This window comes from Roseateles sp. NT4 (genome assembly GCF_051857475.1).
Classification (GTDB): Bacteria; Pseudomonadota; Gammaproteobacteria; order Burkholderiales; family Burkholderiaceae_C; genus Pelomonas.
Genome location: NZ_JBPZGZ010000001.1, coordinates 1,213,523 through 1,233,727 on the forward strand (window position 1 = coordinate 1,213,523; position 20,205 = coordinate 1,233,727).

The following is a 20,205-nucleotide window of genomic DNA, read 5'->3' on the forward strand; positions in this document are numbered from 1 at the left end:
GCACAGGGCGCGCAGTGGCGTCGCGCCGGCCAGACACATCAAGCCCTGGCCTTGATCACGGCCACCGCCAAGGCCGCTGAAACCCCGCAACAACGCATGCGGGCCGCTGCGGAACTGGGCCTGACGCTGGCCCAGGAACGCCGCTTCGGTGAGGCTCGCGCAGCCCTCACCCTGGCCTACGGGCTCGCCGAGGGCGAGTCGCGTGCAGCCTATGCGCTGGAACTGGGCACGCTGGCCGCCCGTGAACACGACGATGCCGCCGCAGCCCGCTACTTGACCGAGGCTGCGCAAACGGGCGATGCACGCGTGCGCCTGGCGGCGGCCCTGAACCTGGCGCGCACCCGGCCCGATGCGGAGCGCCTGCCCGCGCTGCGGGCCCTGTCCGCAGCCGTCATGGCCCAGGGCGACGCCGCGCTGCTGGTCAGCCTGGGTCATCAGGCCCGGGCCCTCGGCGCCACCGAGCTGGCCTGGCGCAGCCTGGAGCAGGCCCGCCACGCGGCCGCGGCGGGCAGCCGCGCCCAGCTCGACGCGCTGGATGGCCTGGCCGGCCTCTACGAATCGCAGGGCCGCTTCACCGAAGCGCTGAGCCTGGACCGCACCGGTCTCGCCGCACTCGTCGGGCAGCCCGTCGGCGGCACCGGCGAAATGGCCATAGAGTTCGAATGGCGCAATGCGCGCCTCTACAAGGCCCAGGGCCAGGGCGATGCCGCGCTGGCCGCCTATCAGCGCGCCGCCGACCGGCTGGAGGCGCTGCGTGCCGACATCCCCATCGAACTGGAAGATGGCAGTTCCTCCTACAGCCGCTGGTTCGAGCCCATCTACCTGGGCCTGACCGAAAGCCTGCTGGACGCGTCCGACGGCCTGCCCCCCGAGCGCGCGGGCGCGCTGCTGCGCCGGGCGCGCGACGCGATGGAGCTGCTGCGCCAGACCGAGATGCAGGACTTCCTGGGTGACCGCTGTGCTGTCGACGCGGTCAAGGGCGGCAGCGCCACCGTCATTCCCGCGGGCACGGTGGTCATCCACGCCGTGCTGCTGCCGCAGCGGCTGGAGCTGCTCGTCGAGTCGGCCCAGGGCTTTCGCCGTGTCAGCCAGCCCTTCACGCGCGAAGACATGCGGGGCCAGGCCAGCCGCTTCGCCGCCGAGCTGCGCAACCAGGGCGCCGGCTTCCTGACGCTGTCGCAACGCCTCTACGACCGGCTGCTGCGCCCGCTGCAAGCCACGCTGGAGGAGCTGCACGCCGACACTCTGGTGCTGGTGCCGGACAGCGCCCTGCGCATGGTGCCTTTCGGTGCCCTGCACGACGGCCGGCGCTTCGCCATCGAGCAATACGCCCTGGGCGACGTCGCCGGGCTGTCCATGACCAACACCACGGCCCCTCACACCCAGCTCAACAGCAATCTGCTGGCCGGCGTGGCCGACTTCGGCCCGGTGGTCGACAAACTGATGCTGACCCGCACCGGCCGGGAGCTGGCCGCCCAGACCGATGGCACGCCGCGCTCGGTGCAGGCCTCCCTGGCCCTGCCCGGCGTGAACCGCGAAATCCTGACCCTGGAAAAGCTGCTGCCGGGCGAGCGGCTACTGAACTCGGCCTTCACCGTCGACGCCTTCAGCCGCGCCGCGCGCTCGGGACGCTATCGCATCATCCATGTGGCCTCGCACGGCGTGTTCGGCGGCGACGCCCACAGCAGCTTCATGCTGGCCTACGACGACTTGATCACCCTGGACAGCCTGCAGCTGCTGCTGGGGGCCGAGAGCCTGCGCCGCCAGCCGCTGGAGCTGCTGACCCTGTCGGCCTGCGAGACCGCCGAGGGCAATGAGCGCGCGCCGCTGGGCATCTCGGGCGCCGCCATCCGCGCCCGTGCCAAAAGCGTGCTGGGCACGCTGTGGCCGGTGGACGACGACGCCGCGGTGGAGCTGATGCAGCGCTTCTACGGTGGCCTGGCCGAAGGGCGCACGAGCAAGGCCCAGGCCCTGCGCCAGGCCCAGCGCGAGCTGCTCGCCAAGCCCCAGTTCGCGCATCCCTTCTTCTGGGCGCCCTTCACGCTGATCGGGAACTGGCTGTGATGCGCAAACTCCCCCTGGCCCTGGCCTGCGCCGCCCTGCCCGCGCTGGCGCAGATCCGCACCGACGGCAGCCTGGGCCAGGCTGCCCAGACGCTGCAAGGCCCCAGCTATCTGATCACCCAGCAGTTGGGCAAGCTCTCGGGCAGCAATCTCTTCCACAGCTTCCAGACCTTCAACCTCGGCACGGGCGAATCGGCCACCTTCACGACCAGCACGCCCGGCATCGCCAACGTCATCAGCCGCGTCACCGGCGGCGATGCCTCGCTGATCTACGGCAAGCTGAGCCTGCAGGCGGCATCGGGCACGCCCAACTTCTACTTCATCAACCCGGCCGGTGTGCTGTTCGGGGCCGGCGCCAGCATCGACGTCCCCGGCGCGTTCCACGTCAGCACGGCCGACTCTCTGCGCTTCAGCGACGGCAGCCGCCTGCATGCCGATGCGTCCAAGGCCAGCACGTTCTCGTCGGCCGCACCCGAGGCCTTCGGCTTCCTGGGCGGCAACCGCGGCCTCATCGCCACGACCGATGGCGCCGTCATCGCCAGCAACCCGCAGCAGGCCATCAGCCTGGTCGCCGGCGACATCTACCTCGACAACGCCAAGATCGTGGGCAGCGGCAGCATCCGCCTCGCAGCCGTGGGCGCCCAGGCCCTCGACCTCGGCCTGAACGGCGACATGCCCGCCCTCGGCGGCCAGATCCAGCTTGCCAACAGCGCCCTGATCGGCGCGTCCAATCTCGGTGCCCAGGACGCCGGCCTCATCAGCCTCAACGCCGGCAGCATCGTGCTGGACAGCGGTGCCAGCGTATCCAGCTTCACGCAAGCCGGCACCACCGGCAAAGGTGCCGCCATCCTGCTGCAGGCCACCGACATGCTCAGCGTGAGCAATGGCGCCAACCTCTACACCTCCACCCTTGGCGCAGGGGCCGGCGGCACCCTCACCGTCAAGGCCGGCACTGTGCAGCTCGACGGCGGCGGCTATCTCTACACCGACACGCGGGCCGGCAGCAGCGGCAAGGGCGGCACCCTCATCGTCAACGCCCCGCAGGGCCTGTTCCTGTCCGGCGGCGCCAGCATCAGCTCGGACGTCAACGGCAGCGGCAGCGGCGGCGACATCGCGCTGACGGCCGGCAACATCGACCTGGCCAGCAAGGCCTATGTGTCCAATGCCGCCAAGTCGGGCTCGGGAGACGCCGGTTCCTTGCTGCTGACAGCGAGCAGCGGCATCCGCCTCGATGGCGGCGCCCAGCTGCTGTCCTTCACCCGGACCGCCGGCCTCACCGGTCCCATCCAGATCCAGGCCGGCGCGGGCCTGGAGCTGGCCGGCTCGGCTTCCATCGCCAACGTCGCCATCGGCCCCGGCGCGCTGGCGGGTGGCGTGAGCTTCAGCCTGGGCGGCGACCTGACCCTGGGCAGCGGCACCAGCATCGCCACCAGCGGCCTGGATGGCGGCAACGCCGGCAGCATCGCCATCGCCGGGCGCAACCTGAGCCTGCGCGGCGGCGCCTACATCTCCAGCGGCTCGCTGGACAAGCTGGGCTCGGCCGGCAGTGTGAAGTTGACCGCGACCGGCAGCGTCAGCCTCGACGGCGAGTCCTTCGTCTCGGCCAACACCTATTCCGACACCGATGGCGGTGCCATCCAGCTGCGCGCCCAGACCCTCAGCCTGAGTGGCGGCAGCTTCCTGACCAGCACCGCCTTCGACGGCCGCGGCAATGCGGGTGGCATCGACGTGGCGGCCGGCAACCAGATCACGATGTCGGGCGGCTCCTCCATCGGCTCGGGCACGCAGGCGGCCGGTCGCGGCGGCCTGGTCAAGGTGGCGGCGCCCAGCATCAGCCTCAGCGGCCAGTCACTGATCTACACGACGGCCGCCACGGCGGGTGCGGGCGACGCCGGCAACGTCGAGATCAGCGCCCCCACCCAGCTCAAACTCAGCGAGGGCAGCCTGGTCGACAGCAGCAGCTATTCGCGCCTGGGCAATGCCGGCAGCATCTCGGTGACGGCGGGCAGCATCGCGATGGACCATGCCTCCATGGCCAGCCGCAGCGCCCTGCCCGAGGGCAGCGGCCAGGGCGGCGCCATCCGGCTGCAGGCCAGCGGCGCGGTCAGCCTGGCCAACGACAGTCTGATCAGCACCAGCACGCTGTCGGGCGGCGATGCGGGCTTGATCCGCGTCGAGGCGGCTTCGATGCAGCTGGACCATGCCAGCCTGCTCAGCCTGGCCGGCACGGGCAGCCGCGGCCGCGGCGGCAATGTGGAGCTGCAATTGAGCGGCGACTTCAGCGCCCGCTCCGGGTCGCTGGGAACCACCACCTTCGGCAGCGGCGCCGGCGGCACCGTCAGCCTGCAGGCGCATGACATCAGCTTCGACGGCGCCCTGTCCGGCATCAGCGCGGCCGCGACGGCAGCTTCGGGCGGGCAGGTCGGCAGCATCGCCGTGCAGGCCAGCGGCACGTTCAGCCTGAGCAACGGCGCCGGCCTGGACATCAGCAACTTTGCAACGGTGGCCAACCCCGCGGCCCTGCAGCCCACGCGGCTGAGCGTGCGCGCCGATCAACTGGCCATGAGCGACGCCACCATCTCGGCGGACGCCGGCGGCAATGTGGCCGCCAGCCGTGTCGACATCGCCACCACCGGCGCCGCCAGGCTGGTGCGCAGCGCCATCACGACCGAAGCCAATGAAGGCAACGGCGGCCCCGTCGCACTGGACGCCGGCCGCCTGCTGGTGCTGGACAACAGCATCCTGACCACCTCGGTGCTGGGCCGCCAGGGCAACGGCGGCGACATCGACATCAAGTCCGACATCGCCCTGCTGCGCACCGGCTTCATCCAGGCCAACACGGCCGCGGCCCAGGCCAGCGGCGGCCTGATCCGGGTGAATGTGGGCAAGCTCATCGCCAGCGGCAACAGCCTCTTCGTTGGCGGCAGCCAGCCGCTGCAGCCCCGCGCCGGCGTGTTCGGGCTCAACGTCATCCAGGCGGCGGCGCCCGAAGGCGTCAGCGGCATCATCGCCATCACCAGCCCGGTGCTGGACCTCTCCGGCAGCCTCAGCGCGCTGGAGGCCCGGCCCATCGACAGCGGCGGCCTGGGCCGCAACCCTTGCCAGGCCAGCAGCGGCAGCTCGCTCGCGGCGGGCGGGCGCGGCGGCCTGCCGGGGTCGACGCGCGGCCTGGTGGGTCTGGATGCCCTCGCGGCTAACGAGGCCCGCCCGGCAACGGTCCTCGCCCTCTCCCCCTTCGCACCGGGAGCCTGCCGATGATGCGGGCTGCCGCACTGTTGTTGCTGAGCACCGGCGCGCTGGCGGCCGAGCCACCGCTGCCGCCCCTGCCCGCCGACCTGACCCCGGTGGTGCCCGCGCCGCTGCAGGTGCGCATCGACGCCATCGAATTCCGCGGCAATCGCGCCATCACCACCGCCGAGCTGCAGGCCCATGCCGCGCCGCATGCAGGCCGGCTCAACGGGCTGGCCGAGCTGGAGGCCCTGCGCCAGCAGCTGACGCGGCTGTACGTGGACCGCGGCTATGTCAACTCCGGCCTGCTGCTGCCGCAGCGCGTGACCGACGGCGTGCTGGTCTTCCAGGTCGTCGAAGGTCGGCTCAACGCCGTGCAGCTGCGCGGCATGGACGGCCTGGATGAGCGCTATGTCAGCGCCCGGCTGCTGCGCCCCGACGACGCCATCCTGGACATGGGCCAGCTGCGCGACCGCTACCAGCTGCTGCTGGCCGATCCGCAGATCGCGCGCATGAATGCCCGTCTGGTGCCCGGCCAGCAACTCGGCGACGCGAGTCTCGAAGTGGATGTGCAGCGCGGGCGCCCCTGGGAGCTGAGCGTCTTCGCCAACAACTACCGGCCCGCCTCCATCGGCTCGGCCGCGGCCGGCGTGGCCGGCACGCTGCGCAATCTCAGCGGCCGCGGCGACCAGGTCGACCTATCGCTGCAGACGCCCATGGAGCGTGGCGGCCAGGGTGGCCATGGCCGTCTGGACTGGCAGCTGCCGCTGGTGAGCTGGGGCCTGGCCGGCACCCAGGTCCAGCTGGGGCTGGAGCGCGGCAGCTCCTCCGTCATCGAAGAGCCCGTCGACCAGCTCGACATCCGCAGCCGGCTGTCCAGCCGCGAGCTCGGCATCAGCCAGGTCTGGTCCGAGACGCTGGAGCGCAAGTTCGACAGCGGCCTGACCTGGCTCAGCCGCGACAACCGCACCAGCCTGCTGGGCGAGCCTTTCTCCTTCACGCCTGGCGTGCCAGACGGTGAGCTGCGCGAAGCCCTGTGGCGCGCCTGGACGGGGGGCGCCTGGCGCAGCGAAACCCAGGTGCTGGCCCTGCGCGCCAGCTACGCCTGGGGCCACACCAATGTGCAGGACGTGGCCGGGCTGCCGCCCTCGCCTCTGCCCGCCAAGCACTTCGGGCTCTGGGTCGCGCAGGCCAGCTACACGCGGCAGGTCTTCGACCGTGCAGCTCAACTGGGCGCCCGCCTGAACCTGCAATGGACGAGCGACCATCTGCTGCCGCTGGATGCCCTGGCCCTGGGCGGCTTCGGCACGGTGCGCGGTTTCCGCCAGAACCAGCTGGTGCGGGACCGCGGCGCCTTTCTCAACCTGGAGCTGGAAATCCCGCTGCGCCAGGAGACCACCAACGGCTGGGCATTCAGCCTGACGCCCTTCCTCGACCTGGGCCGCGCCGCCAATGTCGGCGAGGCCGGCGCCACGCTGTCGTCGCTGGGCGTGCAGGCCCGCGCGCGCTGGCAGGGCTGGACGCTGGACCTGGGCCTGGCCCACCGCCTGCAGGGCGCCAAGGTCGGGTCGACGCTGCAGGACCGCGGCGTGCTGCTGCAGCTGGCCTACAAGCTGTGATCAGTCGTCGGCGCGAATCAATCGCTCCCAGAATCTATCGCCATGACGAACGGCCAGGAAGGCGCAAACCGCTGGCATGCCGATGAACAGCAGCGTCGTGAGCATCGGGCCGAGACCACCCAGCTTGATCCAGACCACAGCAGCGGCGACCACGCCCGCCAGCCCGCCGCACACCGCCCTGACCTTGACCACGAGGGGTTCGGGTTGCGGGTCGGGAAGAAACAGCTTTTCTTCCTCTGGCCGCGGCGTGGTCATAGCGCCCTGACCATCTCCACATGCGCAATGCCTGCCTCTTCAAAGGGCTGGCCGCGGCGCTGGAAGCCGGCGCGCAGATAGAAGTTCTCGGCCGACAGCTGGGCATGCAGCAGCACCTCGCGGTAGCCCTGCTGCTTCGCCTCGGCCATCAGCGCGTCCAGCACCTGGCGGCCGATCTGGGTCCCGCGCATGGAGCGCTGCACGGCCATGCGGCCGATCTTGGCGACACCGGGCACATGCTCCAGCATTCGGCCCGTCGCCAGGGGCACGCCGAAACGGTTGCGGGCCAGGGCATGCAGGCAGCTGGCGTCGGCGGCATCCCATTCCATGTCGGCCGGGATGCCCTGCTCCTCGATGAAGACCTGGCGCCGGATGGCGCCAGCGGCCTCGCCGTGCTCCTTCCACGAACCGACGCTGACATCGACAACGCTCTGGCCGTTCTCGAAACCATTGATGACGTCCCGCAGCGCATCGGGCAGTCGCTGCGGCGTCTGCGCGACCGGGTCGGCGAAGACGTAGACCATGTCGGCTTGCACCAGCAGCTGGTCGCCGCGGAAGAAGGCACCGTCGACCTTCATCGAGCTGTTGCCGAACTCGCGGCAGCGCACGGCGATGTCCAGCCGGTCGTCATAGCGGGCCGAGGCGAAGTAGTCCAGCGCGGCGCGGCGCACGAAGAGGTCGCCGCCCAGATGCTTCATGGTGTCGGCATAGGGCAGAGCCAGGGCGCGCCAGTAGCCGCTGATGGCCGTGTCCATATAGGTCAGGTAGTGGCCATTGAAGACGATGCCCTGGGCATCGATCTCGGCCCAGCGCACGCGCAGCGGCTCGAGGAAGCGGAAGTCCTGGCGTTTCATGGTTGCAGATGCTCCCGGATCGCGGACGCGCAGAAATCCAGGGCCGTCAGGGCCTCGGGCAGGCTGCGGCCCATCTTGATGAAGTCGTGGGTGACGCCGCGCGTCAGTTCGAGCTGCACCGGCACACCGGCGGCGCGCAGCACGTCGGCATAGGCCAGGCCTTCGTCCACCAGCGGGTCGGCCTCGGCCAGCAGCACGGCGGCGGGTGCCAGGTCGGCATGGTCCTCGGCCTCCAGCGGCGCGAAGCGCCAGTCGCTGCGCTGGTCGGCGTCGATGTAATGGCTGAAGAACCACTCGATGGACTTGGCATCGAGCAGAAAGCCCTCGGCGAAGCGGCGGTGCGAATCGTGGCTCATGTGCGCCGCGGTGCCGGGCGTGATGAGGAGCTGCAGGGCCAGCGGCAGCTTCTTCTCGCGGGCAAAGAAGGCGGTGCTGGCGGCCAGGGTGCCACCGGCGCTGTCGCCGCCGATGCCCAGACGGCTGCCGTCCAGGCCGAGCGTCGACGCTTTCTCATGCAGCCAGGCCAGGCCGGCCCAGGCGTCGTCGACGGCGGCCGGGAAGCGATGCTCCGGGGCCAGCCGGTAGTCCAGCGCGAGAACGGCCGCCCCACTGCGCAGGGCGAGCTGGCGGCACAGGCTGTCGTGGGTCTCGAGATCGCCGATGGTGAAGCCGCCACCATGCAGATAGAGCAGCACGGGCAGCTTGTCGGCGCTGGGCGCGTACAGGCGAGCCGGGCGGCCGGCGGCCTCGAGGTCTTCGACACGGGCCAGCGGCGCGCGCGGCAGGTCCAGGATCTCGGCGCCCATGCGGTAGGCCAGGCGGGCATCACGCGGCGTCAGTGAGTGAAAGGGAGGCCGCTTGGCGCGCTGGATGCGCGTCAGCAGCTCGGCCATGCGGGGGGTCAGCGCGGGATTCTTGTCGGTCATCGCGACCGCATTGTCTGCGGCGGCACATAGGGGTCGCGCAGCGGCGCCTGGAAGGCCTTCTCGTCGGTCGGCGCCACGCTGCCCGGCAGCTGCGGCGTGCCGGCGCGATCCACGGCGACAAAGGGCTTGCCCTCCAGCGCCCGCCGTTCGGGACCGAGGTCGGCCGCCGCGCGCAGGGCCAGCGTGTTGGCGTAGAAGGCCTTGAGGTCGGCCAGCTGCGCGATGCGGGTCGCATCGGTCAGATAGCTCATGTGGCCGCCCGCGTAGTTGCGGATCTTCACGCGGCTGGCATCCACGCGCGCCAGGTCGGTCTCGGTCAGGTGGAAGGGCGTGGCCAGGTCGTGATAGCCGCTGATGGCCAGCACACGCAGCCGCGCGTTCTGGGCCAGGGCCGCGGACAGGTCGGGCAAGGTGTCGGGCAACTGCCGGCCGGCGTGGCTGAAGTCCCAGAAATTGATGGCATTGCTCAGCACCACATAGGTGGAGCTGTTGCGGTAGCCGAGCTGGTCGCGCAGATGGGCGGCGATGCCGGTGGCGAAGCTGTCGCCGATCCAGGTGCTGGAGACATCGCCCTCGGAGGCCAGCTGGCTGCCGACGGCCGCCTTCATGCGGCCGTCGTAACGGCCCAGCTGCTGGCCGGCGATCAGCCAGATGCGGAAGTTGTCGGCCGACACGTTCAGGCTGTTCTGCCAGCGCGTCGCGGGCAGGCCGGTCAGGTCGGCCAGGGGTTGCCAGATCGTCGGCGTCGGCGCGCCGGCCAGCCAGGCCTGCAGGGCCGGGGTGTAGACCTGGTCGGCATAGCTGCGCGCCTGCGCGGCCCAGGCGTTGATGTCGGTCGGCACCGGTTGGGTCAAGGCATGGAAGGCGCCGACCGCGGCAAAGCTCGGCAGGTAGCCGCCGCAACCCTGGCCGTTGGTGATGCCGCAATTGCTGTTGTAGTCCATGGCCGGGGACTGCAGCACCAGGCCGTCGAGCATGACGCCGGCTTCCTGCAGCCGGCGCGCCAGCACGGCCGTGCGCGGGCCGCCATAGCTTTCACCGTAGAGGTATTTGGGCGAGGCGCCGCGGTTGTTGGCAGCGAGGTAGCGCTGGATGGCGTCGCGGAACAGGGCCGCGTCGGCATCCACGCCCCAGAAGCTGCGGTTGGTGAAGGGCGAGATGGCCTGCGAGTAGCCGCTGCCGACGGCGTTGATGAAGACCATGTCGGTCTGGCCCAGCAGATGCTCGGCGTTGTCGATCATCGCGAAGGGTCGCACGGCGGTCGTGTCGGGCGCGTTGCTGACAAGGCGCTTGGGGCCGAAGCTGCCCAGCTGCAGCCAGACCGAGGCCGAGCCCGGGCCGCCGTTGTAGAAGAAGGTGACGGGCCGGGTCGCCGCGTCCGCACCGGGCAAGGTGTAGGCGACGTAGAAGATGGAGGCTTCGGCGGCGCCGTTGGGATCCCGGGCGATCAGGTGGCCGGCGGTGGCCGTGTAGCTGATTGTCTGGCCGTTGGCCGTCAACGTCTGCGTGCTGACCGCGGCAGCCTCCACGGCGCCGGTCAGCGAGGCGTTGTCGGCCGAGGAATAGACCGTCGTGTCGGTCAGGCCGGTCTGGGGGTCAACGGGCGGTGGCGGTGTCGTCGTCGACGAGCCCCCTCCTCCTCCGCCACCGCAGGCGGTCAGGACCAGGGAGAGCAGCAGGGTGGTGGCAGTCGCGCGCATGACGGCAAGTCTAGACACGCCGCACTACCATGAGGAAAGACATTGTGTGGAGCGCGCCATGGCCCAGATTCTTTACCTGACCCGCATCGAGCTCGAGTTCGGCGCCAGCCGCCTGCTGCCGGCCGAGTGCGAGCGCATCGGCATCCAGCGACCGCTGGTGGTGACCGACGCTGGCGTGCGCGCCGCCGGCGTGCTGGACCAGGCCCTGGCCGCTTTCGACCTGAAGCCGCCCATCTTCGACCGCACCCCCGCCAACCCCACCGAGGCCGCCGTGCGCCTGGCCGTGCAGGTCGCCAAGGAATTCGACTGCGACGGCATCATCGCCATCGGTGGCGGCTCCAGCATGGACCTGGCCAAGGGCGTGGCCATTGCCGCCACGCACGAAGGGCCGCTGACGCATTACGCGACCATCGAAGGCGGGGCCGGGCGCATCAGCGCCCAGGTGCTGCCGCTGATCGCCGTGCCGACGACGGCCGGCACCGGCAGCGAGGTCGCGCGGGGCGCCATCATCATCGTGGACGACGGCCGCAAGCTGGGCTTCCACAACTGGGAGCTGCTGCCCAAGGCCGCCATCTGCGACCCGGCGCTGACGCTGAAGCTGCCGCCCGGCCTCACCGCGGCGACCGGCATGGACGCCATCGCCCACTGCATCGAGACCTTCCTGGCGCCGGCCTTCAACCCGCCGGCCGACGGCATCGCGTTGGAGGGCCTGCGCCGCGGCTGGCAGAGCATCGAGGCCGCCACCCGCGACGGCGGCGACCACGACGCCCGCCTGGACATGATGTGCGCCAGCGTGCATGGCGCCATGGCTTTTCAGAAGGGCCTGGGCGCTGTGCATTCGCTGAGCCATGCCCTGGGCGGGCTGAACCCGCGCCTGCATCACGGCACCTTGAACGCCGTCTTCCTGCCGGCCGTCATCCGTTTCAATGCCGAGGCCGACAGCGTCAAGCGCGAGCACCGCATCGCGCGCCTGGCGCAAGCCATGGGTCTGGCCGGCAACGATGCCGACGCCGTGGCCGACGCCATCACGGCCATGAACGCCCGCCTTGGGCTGCCCGCCGGACTGGCGGCCATGGACGTCGGCCCGGAGCTGGACGACCGCATCATCGAACGCGCCCTGGTCGACCACTGCCACAAGACCAATCCGCGCATCGCGACCGCCGAGGAGTACCGGGCCCTGCTCGCGGCGTCGCGCTGAACATCGTTGCCAACGCTGTCAGCGTGACCGAATTCCCAGTTTGAAGCCGACACGGCTTGTAACGCCGCACTAGCATTCTTTGTTGCCCGCGCACCTGCGCGGCGTCGAGAGAAGAGGACTGGAGAGATCATGAACAAGCTATCCATCGGCAAGCGGCTCGCGGCCGGCTTTGCGCTGGTGCTGATACTGGCTGCCTGCGTGATTGCGCTGGCTTCGTGGCGGCTGGCTTCGACGGCGGCGGCCACGCGCCAGATGATGGACGAGCCGCTGGTCAAGGAAAGGCTGATTGCGGACTGGAACCGCAACATCAACAGCGGCGTGCGCCGCACCATGGCCATCGCCAAGAGCTCGGACGCTTCGCTGGTCGAGCTGTTCAAGGAAGACCAGGCCCAGTCCACCAAGACCTCCAGCGAGATGCAGGACAAGCTGAAGACGCTGATCCGCTCGCCCGAGGAACAGGCGCTGTTCGACGAGGTCGGCAAGGCTCGCAAGGTCTATATCGATTCGCGCGACGAGATCGTCAAGCTGAAGAAGGATGGCCAGGCCGAGGCGGCGGACAAGCTGCTGATGGATGTGTTCGTGCCCGGCTCCAAGGTCTATCTGGCGCGCATGCAGGACTTCCTGGACCACCAGCGCAAGGCCATCGACAAGACCGCCGCCGACATCGACACCGCCAACAGCAACGGCCGCGCGCTGCTGCTGGTGTTCGGCCTGGTCATGCTGGGCCTGGGCGTGGGTGCGGCCTGGAGCATCACGCGCAGCATCACGGTGCCGCTGGCCGCTGCCAACGAACTGGCCGAGCGCGTGGCCGACGGCAATCTGATGCGCTCGGGCCAGGGCATGGTGGCGCGTGACGACGAAATCGGTCAGCTGCAGAAGACGCTGCGCCGCATGCGCGAGACGCTGTCGCAGACCATCGGCAGCATCCGCGATTCCGCCGAGTCCATCGGCACGGCTTCGGCCGAGATCGCCAGCGGCAACCAGGACCTGAGCGCGCGCACCGAGAAGGCCGCGTCCAGCCTGGAGGAGACGGCCAGCGCCATGGAGCAGTTGACCGGTACCGTGCAGAACTCGGCCGCGTCCGCCGGCCAGGCCAACTCGCTGGCCGTGTCGGCCGCCAGCGTGGCCCAGCGCGGCGGCGAGGTGGTGGCCCAGGTGGTCAACACCATGGACGAGATCAACACCAGCTCGCGCAAGATCGCCGACATCATCGGCGTCATCGACGGCATCGCCTTCCAGACCAACATCCTGGCGCTGAATGCGGCCGTGGAAGCGGCGCGCGCGGGCGAGCAGGGCCGCGGCTTTGCCGTCGTCGCGGGCGAGGTGCGCTCGCTGGCCGGCCGCTCGGCCGACGCCGCCAAGGAGATCAAGAGCCTGATCGGCAGCAGCGTCGAGCGCGTCGAAGCCGGCTCGCGCCTGGTGGCCGAGGCGGGCAAGACCATGGACGAACTGGTCGGCGCCGTGCAGCGCGTCAAGGACATCATGGGCGAGATCACGACCGCGACGGCCGAACAGTCCGACGGCATCGCCCAGGTCAACATCGCCATCGCCCAGCTCGACCAGGTCACGCAGCAGAACGCCGCGCTGGTGGAGCAGTCGACCGCCGCGGCCGAGAGCCTGCGCGAACAGGCGACGACGCTGAATGGCGCCGTCGGCACCTTCCAGGTCGCGCGGCGTTAGGGCCTGTTAACGCCGTGGCAACGGGTCGCGTTGTGGCCAGGAAGGCCGCAGGCACGACAGCAGACCGCAAGCTGGGTGTCGACCCAGCGAGGCTGAGCCCGGACACGGGCAGGCCTGTGGCCTGACCGTGCCTGGCGAAGGGCCAAGCCTTAGCTTGGCGCGGCCTGCAAGGCCTGCAACACGGCATGCGGCCTTTCTGGCCACAACCCTTCGGGCAGGCCCGACGCAAGGGGCCACTCGTTGTTGCAGCCCTGGCCCGCACACGAGTGCGGGCGGCGCGCTGCGTCTAGATTGGCCCCTTGCGGCGGGCCTGCGCGACCCATTGCCGCGGCGTTAACAGGCCCTTAGTCGCCCCCGCCACCGCAGCTGGAGCCGCAGCTCGACCCGCAGCTGCTGCCGCCGCCATCCGAGCTGGCGTCGCAGCTGCTGTCCGAACTCCAGCTGCTGCCGCAACTGCTGCCGCTGTCGCTGCTCTGGCGCCGGCGCAGGGCCGTCGTCAGTTCTGACTGGGTCATCAGACCGAGCGCCACCAGGCTGGCGCCGCCGATGGCCGCGTGCATGACCACATCCCCGCTGGGCTGGCCGAAGCCGTCGATCTGGCGGTGCGCCAGCGTGCCCTTCTGATAGCCGTAGGCCCACCCCGTGGGCAGGCGCAGCAGGCCATCCAAGGCGAACAGCAGCGGCAGCTTGGGCCCCAGCAGTTCCAGGCCTTCGCTGCGGCAGGCGCCCGTCCAGGTGCGGGCCATGCAGTCTTCCACCGGCGCGCTCAGCTCGGCATTCTCGCGGTGCTCGACGACGCGGCCGAAGTAGCGCTGCTGCCAGGTGGCCAGCCCGGCCGGATCCAGCTTCAGCCAGACATGCCAGACCGAGTCGGCCGCCTTGCTGGGCAGGGCGCAGGCCCCCTGCTCCTTCTGCAGCCGGCAGGCCTCGAAGAACTGCGCCAGGCCCAGAGAGCAGCGCAGCCAGGCGCCGTCGTCGGTGGCCAGGCCGGGGAATTCTTCGGGCGCGTGATGGGCCCAGGCGGCGCGGACGGCCGGCGGAATCTGGGCGGCCGCCACCGTGGCCGGCGGGCAACGCCTGCGCAGCGCCTCCCGGCGGCTGGGTTCCCGATGCCGCGCCCACCAGGCGCCAAGGCGGTAGGCGAGACTGAACTTTGTAGTTGTTGTTGTGTTGTTCATGGCGTCAGTGTGTGACCTCAGTATGACGCGCCCGTGACAACCGACAAGACCAAGAAAAAGGCCCGCCAGAGGCGGGCCGTAAAAGTCAGGAGTTGACGTTCTGACTGTGATTAACCGTGATCAACCGTGCTTCGCGTCGAAGAACTGCTCGTCTTCCGTCGAGCCTTTCAGGGCGGCCGTGGAGGCATTGGCCTCGATGGTCGTCGTGATGGCATCGAAGTAGCCGGTGCCGACTTCGCGCTGGTGCTTGACAGCGGTGAAGCCCTTCTCGGCAGCGGCGAATTCGGCTTCCTGCAACTCGACGAAGGCGCTCATCTGGTTGCGGGCATAGCCGTAAGCCAGGTTGAACATCGAGTAGTTCAGGCTGTGGAAGCCGGCCAAGGTGATGAACTGGAACTTGTAGCCCATGGCACCCAGCTCACGCTGGAACTTGGCGATCGTGGCGTCGTCCAGGTTCTTCTTCCAGTTGAAGGACGGCGAGCAGTTATAGGCCAGCAGCTTGCCGGGGAACTTGGCGTGGATGGCGTCGGCGAAGGCCTTGGCGAAGGCCAGGTCGGGCTTGCCGGTCTCGCACCAGATCAGGTCGGCATAGGGCGCATAGGCCAAGCCGCGGCTGATGGCCTGGTCCAGGCCGTTCTTGGTGCGGTAGAAGCCTTCCACCGTGCGCTCGCCGGTGCAGAAAGGCTTGTCGTTGTCGTCGATGTCGGCGGTGACGAGGTCACCGGCTTCGGCGTCGGTGCGGGCGACCAGCAGCGTGGGCGTGCCCATCACGTCGGCGGCCAGGCGGGCGGCGACGAGCTTGGCGACGGCTTCACGGGTGGGCACCAGCACCTTGCCGCCCATGTGGCCGCACTTCTTGGCGCTGGCCAGCTGGTCTTCGAAGTGCACGCCGGCGGCGCCGGCCTCGATCATGGCCTTCATCAGTTCGAAGGCGTTCAACACGCCACCGAAGCCGGCTTCGGCGTCGGCCACGATGGGGGCGAAGTAGTCGATGTCGTCCTTGCCTTCGCTCCACTGGATCTGGTCGGCGCGCTGGAAGGTGGCGTTGATCTTCTTGACGACCTTGGGCACCGAGTCCACCGAGTACAGCGACTGGTCGGGGTACATCTCGCCATTGCTGTTGGCGTCACCGGCGACCTGCCAGCCGGACAGGTAGATGGCCTTCAGGCCGGCCTTGACCTGCTGCATGGCTTGGTTGCCCGTCAGCGCGCCCAGGGCGTTGACGAAGGGTTCGCTGTTGACCAGACCCCACAGCTTTTCGGCGCCGCGCTTGGCCAGCGTGTGCTCGATGGCGATGGAACCGCGCAGGCGCACGACGTCGGCGGCGGTGTAGCCGCGGGTGATGCCCTTCCAACGGGGGTTTTCGGCCCAGTCTTTTTCGAGGGCAGCGATCTGTTGTTCACGGGTGAGGCGGGTCATGCAGTACTCCTTTGAAACATCGAAAACCGATGCCTCAAGACTAGGGCCTGGCGATCTGCCACGCAAGCAAAAGTCTTATAGAAGACAAAAAACTTATTCCATAAAAAACAATGACTTATGTTTTAATTTTCAAATCGCGAAAGTCAATTCACCATAATGAGAAATCTTGCGGCGCTGCAGCATGCGTGAATTTCTCGATGTGAAAAGTGACTTCCGAATCGTGAGAGCGCGCCACTTCAGAATGCGTTCAACCGTGACCATCCGCCACTGAACCATGACTCTGCTGCTGACGCCGCGCCTGCGCCTGGAACCCCTGGAAGACCGCCATTTCGAAGGGCTGCATCGCCTCAACAGCGATCCCGTCGTCATGCGCTACATCACCGGCCGGCCCGACACGCGCGAGGACACCCAGTCCATGATCGACCGTGTGAAGGCCCGCTGGGCCGAACTGGGCTACTCCTGGTGGGGCTTCATCCGCCAGGACAACGGTGACCTGGTCGGCACCGGCTGCATCCAGCACCTGAACCGCGACCCGGCCGGTCCGCTGGAGACCGGCTGGCGGCTGCGCCAGGATGCCTGGGGCCAGGGCTATGCCAGCGAGGCCGCCCGCCACATGGTGGGCTGGGCCTTCAAGACGCTGCAACCGGAATTCATCTGCGCCGTCTGCCAGCCCGAGAACACGCCCTCCTCCACCGTCATGGAGAGGCTGGGCATGAGCTTCACCGGGCTGGGCCGCTGGTATGACATGGACTGCAAGCGCTACGACATCACGGCCGCACAATGGCTCGCAAGCCCTGCCAAAACGAAGTACGACGCTGAGGCATAGTTCGACCTGCTTTCAACCCCTTTGCATGGAGGAATCATGGCCAATACCGAACAACGCGGCAACAAGATGACGAAGAAACCGAAGAAGGACGCCGGCCCCGGCAAGGCAGCAGCGGGCTCGGATCGTCCTGTGGCGCCGATGACGGCTGTCATGCCCAAGGGCAAGGAAGCCAAGCTGAAGGGCAAGTAAGCCCTGGGGCCTGTTAGCGCCGCGGCAACGGGTCGCTAACACGCCCAACTGGCCGGCTGCGGACTCAGATGCCGCCGATGAAGTAGCGCTTCAGGCCGGCCAGCACCATCTCGACCGCGATCGCGGTCAGCACCAGGCCCATCAGCTTCTCGATGGCCGACACCACCGAGTCGCCCAGCAGCTTGCGGATGCGGTCCGCCAGCACCAGCACGAGGCCGGACACCAGCATGGCCGTGCTGAGAGCGCCAATCCATTCATAGATGCGGTCGGGCTGGCGGGATGCCAGCAGCAGCACCGTGGCCATGGCCGACGGGCCGGCCAGCAGCGGGACGGCCAGCGGGAAGATCAGCGGCTCCTTGCCCGGCTCCAGCCCATAGGCCGACTCCGCCGAGCCGCCGAAGATCATGCGGATGGCGATGATCATCAGGATCACGCCGCCCGCCACCTCCAGCGAGCGCTCGGACAGGTGCATGACCTGCAGAAAGCCCTCGCCGACGAACATGAAGGCGAACAGCACGCAGAAGGCGATGCCCACCTCGCGCATGGCCACACGCGTGCGACGCTCTTTCGGCACCGCCCGCATGATGGGAATGAAGATGGGCAGGCTGCCGAGCGGGTCGAGCACCAGCAGCAGCAGGATCAGGGCGGAGAGAAAGCTGTGGTCCATCCGCCCGGATTGTCAGCGAGCCACTCAGAAGCGGTAGTGGGCCCGGGCGTAGTAAGACGCACCATTCAGGCCGAACTGCACGCTGTCGTAGTAGAAGCCGTTGTCGGTCTCGAACGGATCCTGGCGGGTCGGCTTGACATTGAAGACGTTGTTGCCGCCCACGCTGAACTTCAGCGCCGGCGTCGCCTGCCAGCTCATGCCCAGGTCCATGGAGGTCTTGGGCTTGTAGTGCAGATAGACGCCATCGGAGAAGCCACCCTGGGTCTGGCTGCCGAAGTGGATGACCTTGGCCTCGCCCGTCCAGGCGCCCTGGCTGTACTCGAAGCCCAGCGTCGCCTTGGAGCGCGGACCGCCCTGCTCCATGAACAGGCGTTCGCGCTCGGACAGCAGCACGTCCTCGAAGCCCTTCAGCGCAGCCGGCGCATTGATGCCCGTCACCTTCGTGTTGCTCACGTTCAGGGCCAGGAAGGTGTTGAGTTGGCCGGCACCCAGCTTGGCGCGGGTGGACGCGGTCAGGTCCAGGCCGCGGGTGCGGGTGTTGACCGAATTGACGAAGAACTGCGCCTGGCCGACGCCCAGGCCTTGCAGGATGGCGCCCAGGGCCGGGTAGTTGTCTTCGTCGAAGCGGCCCGACAGCACGATGCGGTCCTTGATGTTGATCTGGTAGAGGTCAACGGTGAAGGCCGTGTCGGTGCTGGGCTTGACCGTGAGGCCCAGCGTGAAGTTCTTGGACTTTTCCTGCTTCAGGGCCGGCACACCGGCGGCGGCCGTGATCTTGCTGCCGTTGGGCGCCAGCACCACGTCCAGCGGCTTGCCGCTGATGAAGTCGGTGAAGGTCGACGAGAAGTAGAGCTGCTGCAGGCTGGGTGCGCGGAAGCCCGTGCTGGCGGCGCCACGCAGCAGCACTTCCTTGCTGACCTTGAAGCTGCCGGCCAGCTTGGCCGTCGTCGACGAGCCGAAGTCGCTGTAATGCTCGGCACGCACGGCGGCGTCCACGGTCAGCGATGGCGTCAGGGTGGCTTCCCAGTCGGCGTAGAGGGCCTCGCTGCTGCGGCTCTTGTTGGTGGCATCGCCCGGCTGGAAGCCCGGGAAGCCCTGGCTGCCGGCATTGCCGCCGAAGCCCACGCCGTCGGCGTCGTTGTAAGAGCCGAGTTCGCCGGCGACGATGTTGTACTTCTCCTTGCGGTATTCGGCACCGAAGGCGATGTTGCTGCCGCCGAGCAACTCGGGGAAGAAGCGGCTGACGTCGAGGTTGGTCGTGGCCTGGCTGAAGCCGAAACCGCCGGCATCGAAGCTGGTCGCGCTGACACCCTTGCCGCCGGCCAGCAGGTCCTTGTTGGCAATGGACGCGTTCAGCGTGTTGCTGATGTTGTAGCGCATCTTGTTGGAGCCGTAGGTCTGCGACAGGTCGGTATCCCAGCCGGCCAGGTTCGACTTCCAGCCGACGATGAGGTAGCGGTCCTCGATCTTGCCGTTGATGAAGGGCACGAAACCGTCGGGATACATCGCGGCCGAATTGCGGCTGGGGATGTCATCCGAACCGACACCGCCGCGCGCCCATGCGCCGGAGGAGGCATCGCGGTTCTGCGCGCCGGCGGTCACATAGAGCTTGTTGTCGCCACCGGCCGGGAACTCGCCATTCAGATAGACCGTCTTGTTCTTGACCGCGGTGTCGCCAATGGTGCGGGGGCCGACGTTCTCGTCGTTGGGATCGTTGCGGTTGGAACGACCACGGTCCTGCCATTCGCCGGTGATGCCCAGGCTGCCGTCGGCGATCTTGACGCCGCAATAGGCCGAAGCGAGGTAGTTCTTGCCGTCGCCCGCCGAGTACTGGCCGTAGCCGGCCACGGCCTCGCAGCCCTGCTTCTTCTTCAGTTGCACGTTGATGACGCCGGCGATGGCATCGGAGCCGTATTGGGCCGCGGCGCCATCGCGCAGCACCTGCACGTTGTCGATGGCCAGCAGCGGCAGGGAGTTCATGTCCGTGCCCGTCGCGCCGCGGTTGCGGGCGCCGAACAGGTTGACCAGGGCCACCGTGTGGCGGCGCTTGCCATTGACCAGCACCAGGGTCTGGTCCGAGCCCAGGCCGCGCAGGGCCGCGGAATCGATCAGGTCGGCGCCGTCGGCGCCGGTCTGGCGCGTCGAATTGAACGACGGCGAGATGTACTGCAGCGACTGGGCCAGGTCGAATTGACCCCCGCCCTCAGCGATCTTGCCCATGGAATAGATGTCCACCGGCACCACGGTGTCGGTGCTGGACGCAGCCGGCAGGCTCTTGCGCGAGCCGACGACCGTCACGCGTTCCAGGCTGCTGTCCTGGGCGATGGCCGAAGCGGTGGCGAAGAGGGTCAGCGCAGCGAGCGCGGTCGGCAGCAGGCGGGTGGCATGCATGGGAACTCCGTG

Annotated in this window: 15 protein-coding genes; 7 read left to right on the forward strand and 8 right to left on the reverse strand. The window is 68.8% G+C overall.

Annotated features, from left to right (window positions below):
* The first annotated feature begins 51 nt into the window (after positions 1-51).
* Genes ACS5PN_RS05635 through ACS5PN_RS05645 form a run of 3 tightly spaced genes read left to right on the forward strand, consistent with a single transcriptional unit; the run spans position 52 to position 6,910 of the window.
* Positions 52-2,064, forward strand: coding sequence for a CHAT domain-containing protein (locus ACS5PN_RS05635; RefSeq protein WP_439462950.1), 2,013 nt, complete (start codon positions 52-54; stop codon positions 2,062-2,064).
* On the forward strand, positions 2,064-5,321 hold the full coding sequence (locus ACS5PN_RS05640) for a two-partner secretion domain-containing protein (protein WP_439462951.1): 3,258 nt from the start codon (positions 2,064-2,066) through the stop codon (positions 5,319-5,321). Before ACS5PN_RS05635 ends, ACS5PN_RS05640 begins: the two co-directional genes overlap by 1 nt.
* On the forward strand, positions 5,318-6,910 hold the full coding sequence (locus ACS5PN_RS05645; RefSeq protein ID WP_439462952.1) for a ShlB/FhaC/HecB family hemolysin secretion/activation protein: 1,593 nt from the start codon (positions 5,318-5,320) through the stop codon (positions 6,908-6,910). Before ACS5PN_RS05640 ends, ACS5PN_RS05645 begins: the two co-directional genes overlap by 4 nt.
* Here ACS5PN_RS05645 and ACS5PN_RS05650 read toward each other — a convergent pair whose 3' ends face one another.
* Genes ACS5PN_RS05650 through ACS5PN_RS05665 form a run of 4 tightly spaced genes read right to left on the reverse strand, consistent with a single transcriptional unit; the run spans position 6,911 to position 10,645 of the window.
* The gene (locus tag ACS5PN_RS05650) at positions 6,911-7,165 is read right to left on the reverse strand and encodes a hypothetical protein (protein WP_439462953.1); all 255 of its coding nucleotides are present in this window, start codon (positions 7,163-7,165) and stop codon (positions 6,911-6,913) included.
* On the reverse strand, positions 7,162-8,019 hold the full coding sequence (locus tag ACS5PN_RS05655; RefSeq protein ID WP_439462954.1) for a YbgC/FadM family acyl-CoA thioesterase: 858 nt from the start codon (positions 8,017-8,019) through the stop codon (positions 7,162-7,164). The genes ACS5PN_RS05650 and ACS5PN_RS05655 overlap by 4 nt, the downstream gene beginning before the upstream one ends.
* Entirely contained in the window at positions 8,016-8,945 is a 930-nt protein-coding gene (locus ACS5PN_RS05660; protein WP_439462955.1) for an alpha/beta hydrolase, read from the reverse strand. The genes ACS5PN_RS05655 and ACS5PN_RS05660 overlap by 4 nt, the downstream gene beginning before the upstream one ends.
* Positions 8,942-10,645: a S10 family peptidase gene (locus ACS5PN_RS05665; protein ID WP_439462956.1), complete on the reverse strand. Its 1,704-nt coding sequence runs from the start codon at positions 10,643-10,645 to the stop codon at positions 8,942-8,944. The genes ACS5PN_RS05660 and ACS5PN_RS05665 overlap by 4 nt, the downstream gene beginning before the upstream one ends.
* Before the next feature lie 58 nt (positions 10,646-10,703).
* Here ACS5PN_RS05665 and ACS5PN_RS05670 point away from each other — a divergent pair, with 58 nt between their 5' ends.
* Positions 10,704-11,843, forward strand: a complete 1,140-nt coding sequence (locus ACS5PN_RS05670) for an iron-containing alcohol dehydrogenase (RefSeq protein WP_439462957.1) — start codon at positions 10,704-10,706, stop codon at positions 11,841-11,843.
* Between the two features lie 129 nt (positions 11,844-11,972).
* Positions 11,973-13,523, forward strand: a complete 1,551-nt coding sequence (locus ACS5PN_RS05675; RefSeq protein ID WP_439462958.1) for a methyl-accepting chemotaxis protein — start codon at positions 11,973-11,975, stop codon at positions 13,521-13,523.
* A 344-nt stretch (positions 13,524-13,867) separates the two neighbouring features.
* Here the strand turns inward: ACS5PN_RS05675 and ACS5PN_RS05680 are convergent, their stop codons facing one another.
* On the reverse strand, positions 13,868-14,701 hold the full coding sequence (locus tag ACS5PN_RS05680) for a hypothetical protein (RefSeq protein ID WP_439462959.1): 834 nt from the start codon (positions 14,699-14,701) through the stop codon (positions 13,868-13,870).
* A 120-nt stretch (positions 14,702-14,821) separates the two neighbouring features.
* A complete protein-coding gene (gene aceA / locus ACS5PN_RS05685; protein WP_439462960.1) occupies positions 14,822-16,120 on the reverse strand; it encodes an isocitrate lyase in 1,299 nt (432 codons plus the stop codon).
* Positions 16,121-16,394: 274 nt separating this feature from the next.
* On the opposite strand from aceA, the gene ACS5PN_RS05690 reads away from it, so the two are divergent.
* Together ACS5PN_RS05690 and ACS5PN_RS05695 are read left to right on the forward strand one after the other, a co-directional pair.
* A complete protein-coding gene (locus ACS5PN_RS05690) occupies positions 16,395-16,946 on the forward strand; it encodes a GNAT family N-acetyltransferase (protein ID WP_439462961.1) in 552 nt (183 codons plus the stop codon).
* A gap of 36 nt (positions 16,947-16,982) precedes the next feature.
* The gene (locus tag ACS5PN_RS05695) at positions 16,983-17,135 is read left to right on the forward strand and encodes a hypothetical protein (protein WP_439462962.1); all 153 of its coding nucleotides are present in this window, start codon (positions 16,983-16,985) and stop codon (positions 17,133-17,135) included.
* Positions 17,136-17,199: 64 nt separating this feature from the next.
* Here the strand turns inward: ACS5PN_RS05695 and ACS5PN_RS05700 are convergent, their stop codons facing one another.
* Both ACS5PN_RS05700 and ACS5PN_RS05705 read right to left on the reverse strand, forming a co-directional pair.
* Positions 17,200-17,802, reverse strand: a complete 603-nt coding sequence (locus ACS5PN_RS05700) for a MarC family protein (protein ID WP_439462963.1) — start codon at positions 17,800-17,802, stop codon at positions 17,200-17,202.
* Between the two features lie 24 nt (positions 17,803-17,826).
* Positions 17,827-20,193 (reverse strand): TonB-dependent receptor plug domain-containing protein, encoded by a 2,367-nt coding sequence (locus ACS5PN_RS05705; protein WP_439462964.1) that lies wholly within the window; start codon positions 20,191-20,193, stop codon positions 17,827-17,829.
* Positions 20,194-20,205 lie beyond the last annotated feature (12 nt).

Coding starts and splice junctions, on each gene's coding strand:
- ACS5PN_RS05670 (WP_439462957.1), top strand. CDS start 10,704: ATGGCCCAGATTCTTTACCTGACCCGCATCGAGCTCGAGTTCGGCGCC.
- ACS5PN_RS05645 (WP_439462952.1), top strand. CDS start 5,318: ATGATGCGGGCTGCCGCACTGTTGTTGCTGAGCACCGGCGCGCTGGCG.
- ACS5PN_RS05690 (WP_439462961.1), top strand. CDS start 16,395: ATGACTCTGCTGCTGACGCCGCGCCTGCGCCTGGAACCCCTGGAAGAC.
- ACS5PN_RS05655 (WP_439462954.1), bottom strand. CDS start 8,019: ATGAAACGCCAGGACTTCCGCTTCCTCGAGCCGCTGCGCGTGCGCTGG.
- ACS5PN_RS05650 (WP_439462953.1), bottom strand. CDS start 7,165: ATGACCACGCCGCGGCCAGAGGAAGAAAAGCTGTTTCTTCCCGACCCG.
- ACS5PN_RS05660 (WP_439462955.1), bottom strand. CDS start 8,945: ATGACCGACAAGAATCCCGCGCTGACCCCCCGCATGGCCGAGCTGCTG.
- aceA (WP_439462960.1), bottom strand. CDS start 16,120: ATGACCCGCCTCACCCGTGAACAACAGATCGCTGCCCTCGAAAAAGAC.
- ACS5PN_RS05695 (WP_439462962.1), top strand. CDS start 16,983: ATGGCCAATACCGAACAACGCGGCAACAAGATGACGAAGAAACCGAAG.
- ACS5PN_RS05665 (WP_439462956.1), bottom strand. CDS start 10,645: ATGCGCGCGACTGCCACCACCCTGCTGCTCTCCCTGGTCCTGACCGCC.
- ACS5PN_RS05700 (WP_439462963.1), bottom strand. CDS start 17,802: ATGGACCACAGCTTTCTCTCCGCCCTGATCCTGCTGCTGCTGGTGCTC.
- ACS5PN_RS05675 (WP_439462958.1), top strand. CDS start 11,973: ATGAACAAGCTATCCATCGGCAAGCGGCTCGCGGCCGGCTTTGCGCTG.
- ACS5PN_RS05680 (WP_439462959.1), bottom strand. CDS start 14,701: ATGAACAACACAACAACAACTACAAAGTTCAGTCTCGCCTACCGCCTT.
- ACS5PN_RS05705 (WP_439462964.1), bottom strand. CDS start 20,193: ATGCATGCCACCCGCCTGCTGCCGACCGCGCTCGCTGCGCTGACCCTC.
- ACS5PN_RS05640 (WP_439462951.1), top strand. CDS start 2,064: ATGCGCAAACTCCCCCTGGCCCTGGCCTGCGCCGCCCTGCCCGCGCTG.